The organism is Streptomyces iconiensis (assembly GCF_028657195.3).
In the GTDB taxonomy this organism is placed as follows: Bacteria; Actinomycetota; Actinomycetes; order Streptomycetales; family Streptomycetaceae; genus Streptomyces; species Streptomyces iconiensis.
Genome location: NZ_JANCPR020000016.1, coordinates 109,694 through 122,814, shown reverse-complemented (window position 1 = coordinate 122,814; position 13,121 = coordinate 109,694). Strand labels below are relative to the sequence as shown.

9 protein-coding genes and 1 pseudogene are annotated in these 13,121 nt (G+C 70.5%); 4 read left to right on the top strand and 6 right to left on the bottom strand.

All coding sequences use genetic code 11. From position 1 onward, the window contains the following. Positions 1 to 28: 28 nt before the first annotated feature. Entirely contained in the window at positions 29 to 1,354 is a 1,326-nt protein-coding gene (locus tag NMN56_RS17905) for a 3-oxoacyl-ACP reductase (RefSeq protein ID WP_274040473.1), read from the bottom strand. 72 nt (positions 1,355 to 1,426) lie between these two features. Here NMN56_RS17905 and NMN56_RS17900 point away from each other — a divergent pair, with 72 nt between their 5' ends. The 4 genes and pseudogenes from NMN56_RS17900 to NMN56_RS17885 form a co-directional block, all read left to right on the top strand. Beyond that, complete coding sequence (locus NMN56_RS17900; RefSeq protein ID WP_274040472.1) at positions 1,427 to 2,737, top strand: acetyl-CoA C-acetyltransferase; 1,311 nt, start codon at positions 1,427 to 1,429, stop codon at positions 2,735 to 2,737. Positions 2,738 to 3,091: 354 nt separating this feature from the next. Then, positions 3,092 to 4,975, top strand: coding sequence for an AMP-dependent synthetase/ligase (locus NMN56_RS17895; RefSeq protein WP_274040471.1), 1,884 nt, complete (start codon positions 3,092 to 3,094; stop codon positions 4,973 to 4,975). A gap of 388 nt (positions 4,976 to 5,363) precedes the next feature. Further along, on the top strand, positions 5,364 to 6,134 hold the full coding sequence (locus NMN56_RS17890; RefSeq protein WP_274040470.1) for a hypothetical protein: 771 nt from the start codon (positions 5,364 to 5,366) through the stop codon (positions 6,132 to 6,134). A 107-nt stretch (positions 6,135 to 6,241) separates the two neighbouring features. Then, positions 6,242 to 7,237: pseudogene (locus NMN56_RS17885) on the top strand (zinc-binding dehydrogenase); the annotation flags it as partial. A gap of 162 nt (positions 7,238 to 7,399) precedes the next feature. On the opposite strand, the gene NMN56_RS17880 reads toward NMN56_RS17885, so the two are convergent. From NMN56_RS17880 to NMN56_RS17860, 5 genes are all read right to left on the bottom strand, one after another. Then, positions 7,400 to 8,602, bottom strand: coding sequence for a lipase family protein (locus tag NMN56_RS17880; RefSeq protein WP_274040468.1), 1,203 nt, complete (start codon positions 8,600 to 8,602; stop codon positions 7,400 to 7,402). Between the two features lie 516 nt (positions 8,603 to 9,118). Next, complete coding sequence (locus NMN56_RS17875) at positions 9,119 to 10,069, bottom strand: TauD/TfdA dioxygenase family protein (RefSeq protein WP_274040467.1); 951 nt, start codon at positions 10,067 to 10,069, stop codon at positions 9,119 to 9,121. Positions 10,070 to 10,362: 293 nt separating this feature from the next. After that, positions 10,363 to 10,833: a thioesterase family protein gene (locus tag NMN56_RS17870; RefSeq protein ID WP_274040466.1), complete on the bottom strand. Its 471-nt coding sequence runs from the start codon at positions 10,831 to 10,833 to the stop codon at positions 10,363 to 10,365. After that, positions 10,830 to 11,792, bottom strand: coding sequence for a 3-hydroxyacyl-CoA dehydrogenase NAD-binding domain-containing protein (locus tag NMN56_RS17865; protein ID WP_430542617.1), 963 nt, complete (start codon positions 11,790 to 11,792; stop codon positions 10,830 to 10,832). The genes NMN56_RS17870 and NMN56_RS17865 overlap by 4 nt, the downstream gene beginning before the upstream one ends. Positions 11,793 to 12,151: 359 nt before the next feature. After that, positions 12,152 to 13,045 (bottom strand): beta-keto acid cleavage family enzyme, encoded by an 894-nt coding sequence (locus tag NMN56_RS17860; RefSeq protein WP_274040464.1) that lies wholly within the window; start codon positions 13,043 to 13,045, stop codon positions 12,152 to 12,154. Positions 13,046 to 13,121 lie beyond the last annotated feature (76 nt).

The window sequence follows — 13,121 nt, the reverse complement described above, 5'->3', positions numbered from 1 at the left end:
GGGTCGCTTTCCGTTGGTGTACGGGGTCTCACGCGCCCAGAAGGCTCTGGCCGCACACGCGCACGACCTGCCCGTTGACGGCCCCTGACTCGGGAGCGGCCAGCCAGGCGACGGTCTCGGCCACGTCCACGGGAAGCCCGCCCTGGGACAGGGAGTTCATACGCCGCCCCGCCTCGCGGACGAGGAAGGGGACGGCCGCTGTCATCCGCGTCTCGATGAAGCCGGGCGCCACGGCGTTGACGGTGGTTCCGTGCTCGGCGCGTGCACGGGGCGCGAGGGAGCGTACGAGGCCGATGATCCCGGCCTTGCTCGCCGCGTAGTTGGTCTGGCCCATGTTCCCCGCGATGCCCGCGATCGACGCGGTGGCGACGACGCGCGCTCCCCGGAGAGCACCGGCTGCCAGCAGATGGTCGGTGGTACGCAGCACACCGCCGAGGTTCACATCGAGCACCGGGTCCCAGCGCTCTGACGGCATGTTGGCGAGCTTGCGGTCGCGGGTGATGCCGGCATTGTGCACGAGGACATCCAACCCCCCGGCAGGCAGCGCGTCGGCGATACGCGCACCCGCGTCGGACGCGGTGATGTCGAGCGGCAGCGCCGTGCCGCCCACGCGTGCGGCGACCTGTTCGAGATCGCCGCCGGCCTGCGGCACATCGAGGCACAGCACCCGCGCACCCCCCGCAGCGAGCGTGCCGGCGACCTGGGCCCCGATCCCCCGCGCCGCCCCGGTCACCAGCGCGGTACGCGCGCGCCCGCCCGCGGTGCCGCTCTCCTCCCCGGCCCCCACCTCGATGACCTGCCCGCTGACGAAGGCGGAACGGGGCGAGAGGAGGAAGCGCAGGGTGGAGGCCGCCGCCCCCGGCGCTGTCCCGGGTGCGAGGCGCACGAGTTGGGCGGTGCTGCCCCGGCGCAGCTCCTTGGCGAGGGAGCGTACGAACCCCTCCAGCGCCTGCTGCGCCGCCGCCTGATGGTGGTCGTCCGGCGAGGGTGCGGCCCCCAGAACGACCACACGTCCGCAGGGCGCGAGGGCGCGCACGACAGGGTGCAACAGCTCGTGAATGCCCCGCAGTTCCGGTACGGCGCCGATGCCCGTAGCGTCCACCACGACGGCGCAGGGCGTGCCGGACCCCTCGGCAAGCGCACGTACGACCGGTACGCCACAGCCGTCGAGCACCGCTGCCAGCTCTTTCTCGTCGCGCGCGTGCGCGGTCGCGAGGTGCAGCAGCGGGCCTCCTTCCAGCGTGGGCCGCTCCGCCGACCAGCGGTGCAGTCGCTCGGGCCGGGGGAGGCCGAGCCGGCGTGTGAGGAAACGGCCGGGGCCTGTGTGTGTCCAATGAAGGTACCGGTCGGCCATTCCCCAACTCCTCCGGCTCGCGTAAATTTACTTCCGAGTAAGGTTACTTTCAGGTCAGGAGTTTGGTCGAGGATGAGTTCCACCGGCCCTTCCGGTCCCACCGGCCTCATAAGTCCCGTGATTCCGCGCCGCGTCGCGGTCGTCGGCGGCAGCCGCGTCCCCTTCGCCCGCGCGGACGGTCCGTATGCGACCTGCTCGAACCAGGACATGCTCACCGCCGCGCTCGACGGTCTCGTCGAACGCTACGGCCTCCAGGGCGAGCGCGCCGTCGACGAGTTCGTCGCGGGCGCCGTGCTCAAGCACACCCGTGACTTCAACCTCGCCCGCGAGACCGTGCTCGGCTCGGCCCTTGACGCGCGTACGCCCGCCTACGACATCCAACAGGCGTGCGGCACCGGGCTCCAGGCCGTCATCGCCGTCGCCAACAAGATCGCGCTGGGTCAGACGGCGGCAGGCATCGCGGGCGGCGCCGACACCGCGAGCGACGCGCCACTCGCCCTCAACGACACCCTCCGCCGTCTCCTGCTCGCCGTACGCCGGGCAAGGACGTTCAAGGACCGAGCCAGAGAGATCTCCCGTATACGCCCCCGCCACCTCATCCCCGAGATCCCCCGCAACGCGGAGCCGCGCACGGGCCTCTCCATGGGCGAACACGCGGCGCGTACGGCGCGGGAGTGGGGCATCACACGCCACGACCAGGACACCCTCGCGGCCGAGAGCCACCGCAGGCTGGCCACCGCGTACGACTCCGGGTTCCTGCACGACCTGGTCGTCCCCTTCAACGGCCTGGCCCGCGACCAGAACCTGCGCCCCGGCACCACGGCGGACAAACTCGCGTCCCTGCCACCCGTCTTCGGCCTGGGCGCGGAACCCACCATGACGGCGGGCAACTCCACGCCCCTCACCGACGGCGCCGCCACCGTGCTCCTGGCCAACGAGGACTGGACCACGGAACGCGGCCTGCGCCCCCTGGCCTACCTCACCGCCTACGAGACGGCCGCCGTCGACTTCGTACACGGCACCGAACCGCACGACGGCCTGCTGATGGCTCCCGCCGTCGCCGTTCCCCGCATGCTCGCCCGGCTCGGCCTCGACCTGTGCGACTTCGAACTCGTGGAGATCCACGAGGCGTTCGCCTCCCAGGTGCTCGCCACCCTGAACGCCTGGGAAAAGGCCGGCCTCGCCCCGCTGGACCGCACACGCCTCAACACCGCCGGCTCCTCCCTGGCCACGGGCCACCCGTTCGCCGCCACGGGCGCCCGCATCGTGGCAACCCTCGCCAAACTCCTGGCCGAACGCGACGCACCCCCCGGAGCACTGGGCCTCATCTCCCTCTGCACAGCCGGCGCCCAGGGGGTGACCGCCGTACTGCAACGCGCCTAGCGCATTGCTCCCCCCTCCACCCCGAGAAGCCCTAGCCGTGCGCCCCCCACCTGTTCAGCCCTCCCTCTTTCTCCCCCAACTTCCCACCGAGAGGCCCCCCACGGACGGCCCCGAACCAGTCCCCCTGGCTTTGATTTCAGGGCTGGTCCCGATACGGGCGGGGGGAGTCCTAGAGGGGTGGGGGTCCCCCCGGACGGAGTCTGGGGGAGAAGCCCTCCTCTACGGGGGGCTGTTGGGGGGCAGCGCCCCCCGACGCCCGTCCGGCGAGGCCAACGGGGAAAGGGGCGAAGCCCCATCAGGAACGGAAGCGGGACGAGCCGGCCAGTTGGTCAACACGAGGAGGCCGAACCACAGATGTCCCAACCACCCCTCACAGAACCCCAAATAAAAACCGAACACGGAAGAGTACGCGAGATATCGGTCCCACCCCTCGCCCCCGCCGTGACCCACGGCAACCTCGCCGACATCCCCTTCACCAACGCGGTCGAGGCCCCCGCCGAGACCGCCCTCACCCGCAAAGGCCGAACCGACACGTGGTGGCACATGACCACCCGCGACTTCGCCCGCGAGGTACAGGCGGTCGCGAAGGGCCTCGTCGCGCTCGGCCTCAACCCGGGTGACAGGGTCGCCATCATGGCGCGTACGACGTACGAATGGACCCTCACGGACTTCGCCGCCTGGACCGCCGGCCTGATCACCGTTCCGGTGTACCCCACCTCGTCGCCCTCACAGGCACGGCACATCCTGCAGGACGCCGGCGTCAGGGCATGCTTCGTCGAGGACGTACAGCAGTCGCGGCTGATCAGCGCGGAACGCGGCAATCTGCCGGGACTTGAACACCTGTGGCAGTTCAGTTCGGGTGCCGTCGGGCACATCATGGACGCGGGCCGGGACATACCGGACGCGGCGGTCGACGAGCGCAGGGCGAGGACGGGCCCCGAGTCCGTCGCCACCCTCATCTACACCTCGGGCACCACAGGCCCGCCCAAGGGCTGCGTGCTGACGCACGGCAACTTCTTCGCCGAGGTCGACAACGCGATCGAACTGCTGCACCCGGTCTTCCGGTCGGTCAGCGCCGAACCGGCGTCGACGCTGCTGTTCCTGCCGCTGTCCCACGTGTTCGGACGCATGGTCGCGATCGGCTGCCTGCGGGCGCGCGTGCGGCTCGGGCACGCGCCCAGCATCCAGACGGACGACCTGCTCGCCGACCTGGCGAGCTTCGCGCCGACGTTCCTGCTCGGCATCCCGTACGTACTGGAGAAGGTCTACAACACGGGCAGGGCGACGGCCGAGAAGATGGGCCGCGCCTCGTCGTTCGACAGGGGCGCGCGCATCGCGCGGCGCTACGGAGAGGCCGTGGAGGAGCGCGAGCACGGGCACGGCGACGGACCCGGCTGGGGGCTCCGCGCGGCGCGCGGGCTGTACGACACGCTGATCTACCGCCGGATACGGGCCGCGCTCGGCGGGCACTGCCGGCACATCATCTGCGGCGGCTCCCCACTGGGGCGCAGGCTGGCGGCGTTCTTCGAGGGCGCGGGCGTCGCCATCTACGAGGGCTACGGGCTGACGGAGACCACGGCAGCCGCCACGGCGACCCCGCCGCTCAAGCCGCGCCTGGGCACGGTCGGCTGGCCGCTGCCGGGAACGGCGGTACGGATCGCGGACGACGGCGAGGTGCTCATCAAGGGCGGCCATGTCTTCAGCGGTTACTGGGACGCCAGGACGGCGAGCGCCGTACCGCATCTGGACGCCGACGGCTGGATGCCGACCGGAGACCTGGGCACGCTGGACGACGAAGGGTACTTGCGCATCACGGGCCGCAAGAAGGACCTCATCATCACCTCGGGCGGCAAGAACCTGGCGCCCGCGCCCTTGGAGGACTGGCTGCGCGCGCATCCGCTGGTCAGCCAGTGCCTGGTCGTGGGCGACAACCGCCCCTATGTGACGGCGCTGTTGACCCTGGAGCCCGACGGGCTGGCGCACTGGCAGCGCATGCACAAGAAGGAGCACCTCAGCACAGCCGAGCTGCTGGTGGACGGCGATCTGCTGCGCAACCTCCAGCAGGCCGTCGACGAGGCCAATTCCCAGGTCTCGCGCCCGGAGTCGATCCGCAGGTTCGCCGTACTGCCGCGCGACTTCACGGAGACTGACGGCCATCTGACGCCGTCGATGAAGCTGCGGCGGGCGGCGATCGTGCGGGACTTCGCTGCGGAGATCGAGAAGATGTACGTGCGGTGAGGCCCACCGCGCAGGGGTGGTGTGCGCGCGGTGAGGAGTTGTGACGGCGCCCACCCCGAGGTCAAAGCTCACTCAAACGGGGGTACCGTTCCATAAGTAACAGGTAAAGCAGAGCCGGGGGACGGGGACGCCTCCCTCGCCAGGAGGGAACGGGATGACGACACCCCCGCAGCCGCCGAACCAGCCCCCGGGCCCGCCGAACGGTGGAGGCTTCGGACCGCCCCCAGGAGACCCGCCGTCCGGTGGCCAGCCTCCCGGCGGTCCGCCGCCGGCCGGCCCGCCGCCTGCCGGTCCGCCTCCGCAGCAGCCGGGTCCTTACGGTGCGGGCCCTTACGGCGCGGGCCCCTATGGCGCACCGCCGCCCGGTGGTGGTTACGGGCAGCCGCCCATGGGTCCCCCCGGAGGCCCGGGACAGCCCGGTTACCCGGGGCCCTACGGGCAGCCGACGCCCCCGCCGCCGAACAACAGGAACAAGATCATCCTCATTGTCGTGGCCGCGGTCGTCGCGGTCGCGCTGCTGGTCGCCGGCGGGGTGGCACTGCTGTCCGGCGGGGACGACAAGGGTGACAAGGCGGACTCGGAGAAGTCCTCGCCAGGGAGCACCGCGCCCTCCGACGACGCGAGCGAGGAGTCGGACCCGACGCCGACCCCGAGCGAGTCGGACACCACGTACGAGCTGGCCTTCCCCAAGACGCTGGAGGGCGGCAAGTTCAGGCTGCGCAAGGACCTCAGCGACTCGGTCAGCAAGGGCGGCGCCGGGGAGAAGGCCCACATGGGCTCCTACGCCAACAGGACCGACAGGACCCAGCGGCTGCTCTACGCGGGCGCCAAGGGCGAGGACTTCGGCAACCCGGACATGTCCAAGGACCAGATGATGAAGGGCATGGAGACCAGCCCTTCCATGAGCGTGGCGGTCAAGCGCCGTGACATCACTCCCACCGGCGCCGACGACCCGCTGACCTGCGAGGTGCTGATCAAGTCGCAGGCCGGCAGGAAGCTGACGATACCCGTGTGCGCCTGGAGCGACCCGGGCACGGCGGCGTACGTCGCCGACGACAGCCTCAAGACGTACTCGGTCAAGCCCGCCGACCTCGACCTTGAGGGTTTCGCCGACCGGGTCAACACCATCAGGGACGAGGTGCGCACACCCGCGGAGTGAGCCGCCTCGCACGAGGCGCGAGTCGGGCCTCGCACGGCACAGGCCCGGGACCGCCTTGACCTCAACCTAAGTTGAGGTTGAAGACTGAATCCCGTTACCCGGTCCAGGTGTTGAGGGGAGTGGTCGCTGTGCGTGCGGTCCAGGTCAAGAGGTTCGGCGGTCCAGAGGTGCTGGAGCCCGCCGAACTGCCCGACCCCGTACCGGGGGCGGGCCAAGTGGTCATCGAGGTCGGCCACGCCGACGTGCTGTTCATGGAGACCCAGGTACGCAGCGGCGAGGGCTTCTACCAGCCCTCGCTGCCCTATGTACCGGGGGGAGCGGTCGGCGGCACCGTCGTGGAGGTCGGCGACGGGGTGGACCCCGCCTGGGTCGGCCGCGGCGTCGTCGGCAGGACGGCCGCTTCCGGCGGACAGCCGGCGGGCGGCTACGCGCAGCGCGCCGTGGCCGAGGTCGCCTCGCTCAGCGCCGTCCCGTACGGCCTCTCGTCCCGCGAGGCAACGGCGCTGCTGCACGACGGGCCCACGGCCGTACGCCTCTTCGACAACGCCGTCAGCAGCGGCAGCCTCCGGCCCGGCGCGTGGGTGCTCGTGCTCGCGGCCGGGGGCGGACTCGGCGCGCTGCTCGTCCAGATGGCCAAGGCGGCGGGCGCCCGGGTCATCGCGGCGGCGCGCGGGGAGCGCAAGTTGGAGCTGGCGCGCGCCGAACTGGGCGCCGACGCCGTCGTCGACTACTCGCAGCCCGACTGGATCCCGTACGTGCGCGACGTGGCGGGGACGCGCGGGGTGGCCGTCGTCTTCGACGGCGCGGGCGGCAAGACAGGGCGCGAGGCGTTCGAGGTCACCGTGCGGGGTGCCCGCTTCTCCGCACACGGGGCACCCGGCGGCGACTTCGCCGAGATCGACCCGGCCGAGGCCACGGCGCGCGGGGTGACCCTCGCCGGGATCGAACAGGTCCAGATGTCACCCGACGAGGCCAAACCCCTTCTGGAACGTGCCATGTTCGAGGCAGCGGCGGGCCGCCTGGCTCCCGTCATCGGACAGGTGCTGCCCCTGGAGAAGGCCGCTGAGGCCCACGCGGCGATCGAGTCCCGCACGGTACTGGGCAAGACGCTGCTCACCGCGACGCCGGCCGTAACGCGGCCCGCAACTGTCCGCCGTGACCGGTCACCGCAACTGGCTGCCATAACTGGCCGCCGCGACCGGGCGTCGCAACCGCCCGCTCGCCCAGGCCCAGTTGCCCGCCGCCCAGGCGCAGTGCCCGCTCGCTCAGGCGCAGTTGCCGGGTGTCTGCTGGCCCGCGAAGCGCTGGCCGAGCCATTCGAGTGCGGGGCCGTTGCCGTCGATGGCCGTGCCCACATGGGTCTTGCCGGGGAAGGACTGCCACTGGACGGGAACGTCCTTGGCGCACCAGTCGGCGCGCAGGCCCTGGCCCAGCTCGTAGGGGATCGTCTCGTCGGCCTCGCCGTGGTAGACGAACACCGGAGCCGAGGGCGCCTTCGTGCCGAGCTTGTTGGCCTGTATCGCCTGCTGCCAGTCCGGCTGTTCGAGCGGGTTGCTGACGGTCACGTCCTCGATCTTCTTGCCCTTGCCCGCCTCCAGGATCTCGCCTACGCAGGCGCCCTTGGACAGCTCGGCGAGCTTGCGGCCCTCGTCGTTGAGGTACTTGTCGAGCTTCAGCTCGGGGAAGGCCGCGTCGTGGCCGACGGCGGACATCAGCACGAAGCCCGCGTTGTCGCCGCCGTCGCTGGCCTCCGCGACCTTGGTCAGGTCGGCGGGCACGCCGCCGCTCGCGGTGCCCTTCACCTTGAGTTCGGGCGCGTACGACGACTGGAGTTCGGCCGCCCACGCACTGGCCTGGCCGCCCTGCGAGTAGCCCATGATGCCGACGGGCGACTCGGCCGAGACCCCCATCTTCTGTGCCCCGGGAAGCCGTTGGGCCGCGCGCGCCGCGTCGAGGACGGCGGTCCCCTCGGCCTGCGCGACGGTGTACGTGTGGTCGCCCGGCGTGCCGAGGCCCTCGTAGTCGGTGACGGCGACGGCGTAGCCCCGTACGAGCGCGGCGTTGATGAGGGGGGCCTCGGCCGTGGTGCCGCCGGGGAAGCCGGCGGAGGGCGCGCACTGGTCACCCATGCCGACGGTGCCGACGGCGTACGTGATGAGGGGGCGCGGGGTGGTCTTGCCGTCGTTGGGGACGATCACCGTGCCCGCTACGGTGTTGGCCTTCCCGCCCGCGCTGGTGGAGCTGTAGTGGATCTTCCAGGCCGAGGTGTCGGTCGGCTGGCCCGGCCAGTACTGGAACGTGGTGGGCTCGGCGCTCACGACGTCCCCGGGACCCGCCGTCTTCGGCGCGTCGTTCTCCGCGGCCTTTCCTTCGGCCTGTGCGCTGCCGGTCATCGCGACGGCCGTCAGCGCGAGGGCCGCGGCGACCGCGCCCGCTCTGCCGAGGCGTGTGGGGCGTGACAACTGCATGCGGCTCTCCCAACTCTCGTGAGTACGGGGATCGTTGGCAGAACCGTACTGACGAGTCAGTAGTGACCGCCATGGTGCGGAACCGGGTCGTTTGCCGCGGACCGTGCGGACGGCGCAAAGTGCCGGTTCGTTTTCCGCCACGCGGGAGCAGCGACCGTTCGCACTCCGTCCGCTACCGCCCGCCGCACGCACGCACGCCACGCCACGCCAGACGCGCTCCCCACCCTCGAAGTCGAGGCCGTCGCTGGCCCCACCGGAGTGAGGCCAGCGAACGCGCTGCCCGAGCAAGGGCCTCGGCCAATGCGATGGCCGCCTGTCCCGCACGGGTACGGGAGTTCGCCGTACCCGACGAAGACTTCTCAGTGGGGCCCCGAGGGGTCTGAGGTGTCCGAGGGGTACGGCACCTGGCCGCCGACGCTCAAGGCGCGGCGGCCCGCGATCTCCGAACGTCAGGCCGCACTGGTCGACATGCTCTACGACGGGCCACGGCCGAACCACCCCGTCACCGGAGGGGGATCAGAACGGACGGTCGCCCACGATGGCCACCCGCTCGGCCACGCGCCGGTGCGGTGCGTAGTCGAACAGGGCGTAGTGCTGGGTGGCGCGGTTGTCCCAGAAGGCGATGTCACCGGGCTGCCAGGCGAACCGCACCTGGTACTCGGGGACATGCGCCTGGCGCACGAGGTGAGCGAGGAGACGGTCGCTCTCCGTACGGTCCATGCCGACGATGTGGGTCGTGAACGAGGTGTTCACGAACAGCATCCTGCGCCCCGTCTCGGGGTGCCGCCGGACCACGGGGTGCTCCGTGGGCGGGAACTGGTCCTGGAGTTCGAGCAGCCGCTCGTGCGTCGTGAACCGGTCGAAGCCCGGGATGAAGTCGTGCACGGCGACGGCCCCGTCGATGCGCTCCTTCACCTCGTCCGAGAGGTTGTCGTACGCGGCTGCCATGTCCGCCCACATCGTGTGCCCCCCGATGGGCGGGACCTCACGGAGCTGAAGGATCGAGCCCATGGCGGGACGTTCGCGGAAGGTGACGTCCGTGTGCCATACGTTCTCGAACGTCGGTGCTGCGTTGCCGCCCTTCTCGAAGCGGACGATGTCCTCGCGCGCACCGCGCGCCAGGATCGGGTTGGTCTCCAGCTCACCCCAGTGCCGGCCGAAGGCGGCCTGCTGGTCGGGCGTGAGGTCGGCGCCCCGGAAGAAGATGACCTTCCACTCCAGGAGCGCACGGTTGATCTCCTCGCGCAGCGCGGGCGAGAGGGGACGGGTCAGGTCGGCGCCGCGGATCTCCGCGCCGATGACGCGGGTCTGCGGAACGACCTCGATGTGCTCGTAGGGCCGCTCCTCCCAGCCCTCGGGGAAGGGCTGGAGCGTACGCGTGCCCTCGTAGAGGCCACCCTCGGGCACGCGTGCCTCACGGAGGGTGACGGTTCGGGACGTAACGGGATCGGGAGCTGTGATGCTCATGGGTGTGGTCCTCCAGCGATCTGGGTGTCGGTGATCCGGGCCTGCTTCTTCTTCGCGCTGTCCCGGAGGCCGCTGTACGTGCGCCTCGGCACGGCGGCCCTCCATGGGGCTACGGCGCGGCAGCTAGAGACCGGATCGCTCGCACCCACGCCGCCAGGGGACGCCGTGGCGTCCGAGCGGGGAAGTGGAATGCGGGACCATGACGCCCATTCTGGGAGCGCCCGGCCCCGGCGTCAACATCGCCCCGTACGGTCACCCTGCGGGCCGTACGGGGCGATGAACTGCTGCTTCACCTACGCGACGCGCGGTACGGGACCGATCGCGCGCCCCGCCCACCCGGGCGGCTCCTCGACGAGCGAGGCCAGCCGCTCCCGCACCTCGGCGGGGAACGGAACACTCCCGTCCGCCCCCACATGCAGGGCGAACAGCTCGCTGGTGGCCACGAGTTCGGCGTCTTCCGCCTCCGGTTCACCGGCGTACATCTCATGCGCGAACCGCAGCTTCTTCGCGTCCACGCCCAGCACACGGGTACGCAACGTGAGAGGCGCACCCTCCCCGACCTCGCGGAGATAACGCACATGCGCCTCGACCGTGTACAGCGAACAGCCCGTGCTCTCCCGGTAACCGGGGCCCAGGCCCACGCCGTCCATCATCTCGTCGGTGGCGTGACCGAACACGAGGACGTAGAACGCCTCGCTCATGTGCCCGTTGTAGTCGATCCACTCCGGGCGCACCGCCTGCCGGAACAGGGGCAGGGCACTCACTGGCCACCCTCCCGCTGCCCGGGGAGCCGCCCCGTCGCGCGCAGCACATCGATGACGCCCTGGTCCCGCTCCGCCACGAGATCCGCGATCGTACGGTCGCCCGCCGCCTCGTCACAGCCGTCGACCATCGCGTCACGCAGCGCCTTGTCCAGCTCGGGCGCCTCCAGACGGGTCCACGGCGATTTCAGCGACGGGCCGAAGTGATCGAGCATGTGTCCCATGCCGCCCTCGCCGCCCGCCAGCGCGAACGTCAGGCACGGCCCCATGAACGCCCACCGCAGACCGGGACCCTCGGTGATCGAGTCGTCGATCTCCTTCACCGTCGCCTCACCGTTCGCGACCATGTGCAGCGCCTCGCGCCACAGCGCCTCCTGGAGACGGTTCGCGATGAACCCGGGCAGCTCGCGCTCCATCGTGATGACGGACTTGCCCGCCACCTCGTAGAACTCCGAGGCCCACGCCACCGCGGCCTCGTCGGTCGCCTCGCCTCCGACGACCTCGACCAGCGGAATCAGATACGGCGGATTGAACGGGTGCCCCACCAGCAGGCGCCCCGGGGTCACCGCCTCGGTCTGCATGTCCGTCATCGGGTAACCCGACGTGGACGACGCGATCACCACACCGGCCGGCGTCGCCGCATCCAGCTGCGCCAGCAGGCTCCGCTTCAACTCCAACTTCTCCGGAGCGCTCTCCTGCACGAACTGCGCCTCCGCACACGCCTCTTCCAGCGTGCCCACGACCGTAAGCCGCTCCCGCGAGGCCCCCTCGGCAAGCCCGAGCTGCGTCAGCGCAGGCCACGCGGCGTCCACAAGACGCCGCAGCTTCTCCTCCGCGTCCTCCGCGGGATCCCAAGCGGTCACGTCATAACCGCGAGCGAGAAAGTGCGCTACCCATCCACCACCGATAACTCCTGCGCCTACGCAGGTGATACGGCGAACGTCCGTAGGGGCGGTGATCATCATGCTCCTTAGCTGTATTAGAACCCAAACATCTGCCCCCTCAACCCCACTCGCCCCCTGACCCCAGGCGGCCCCGAACACGCCCCCCTCGGACTTTTACTCCAGGGCTTGGGCCGATACGGCCGGGGGAGTCCAGAGGGTGGGGGTCCCCCCGGACGGAGTCTGGGGGAGGAGCCCCTTTTGGCGGGGGGATTGCCGGGGGGCAGCGCCCCCCAACGCCCGGCCGGCGAGGCCAACGGGGGCCAGGGGGCGAAGCCCCCATGTTGAACAGGAACCTGGCTTCAAATGACAGGAACCACAACAGGGGCAGGGGGGCGAAGCCCCAGAAAAAACCGAAGAGAAAAGGCGCGGCAGCCGAACTAAACCCGCGGCTTCAACCCCAACCGAACCCGAGCCTCATCAGGCGAAGCCACAACCGCCCCGAGGGACTCGGTAATCCGAACGGCCCGCTCCGTCAGCTGGCCGTTCGTCCCCTTGACCCCCTTACTCAGGTAAAGGTTGTCCTCAAGCCCCACCCGCACATTCCCGCCCAGCAGAATCGCCTGCGCAACCCACGGCATCTGCATGCGCCCCAGCGCAAAAGAGGCCCACTGCGCGCCCGCGGGCAGAATGTTGACCATCGACTGAAGAATGGCCGGCTCGGCGGGCGCACCCCACGGAATACCCATGCACAGCTGGAAGACGGACGGATCGTCCAGCAACCCCTCAGCGTGCAACTGCTTCGCAAACGACAGCTGCCCGGTGTCGAAGATCTCCAACTCGGGCCGCACACCCAACTCCTGGATACGCCGCGCACCCTTGCGCAGCATCTCCGGCGTGGAGATGTACAGGTTGTCGCCGAAGTTGAGCGACCCGCAGTCCAGCGTGCAGATGTCAGGCAGCAGGTCCTCGACATGCGGCAGCCGGTCGAGCCCGCCCACGAGATCGGTACCCGGCAGCGCACCCTTCTCCAGCGGCTGGTCGGCATCGAGTACGAGGTCGCCACCCATCCCCGCCGTGAGGTTGATGACGACGTCGGTCCCGGTCTCCTTGATCCGCTCGACGACCTCGCGGTAGAGACGCGGATCACGAGAGGGCGCACCGCTCTCGGGGTCACGCACATGAATGTGCACCACGGCGGCCCCGGCCTCCGCCGCCTCGACGGCCGAGGCGGCTATCTGCTCGGGCGTAACGGGAACATGCGGGCTGCGCCCGACGGTGTCTCCGGCGCCGGTGAGGGCGCACGTGATGATGACGCTGTCATTCATGGGCATAGGGGTTACCTCCGTACATCGGTGTGGTGAGGAAAGAAAGAAAAAAGCGCAAACACGAACACAAGCGCAGAGCGCA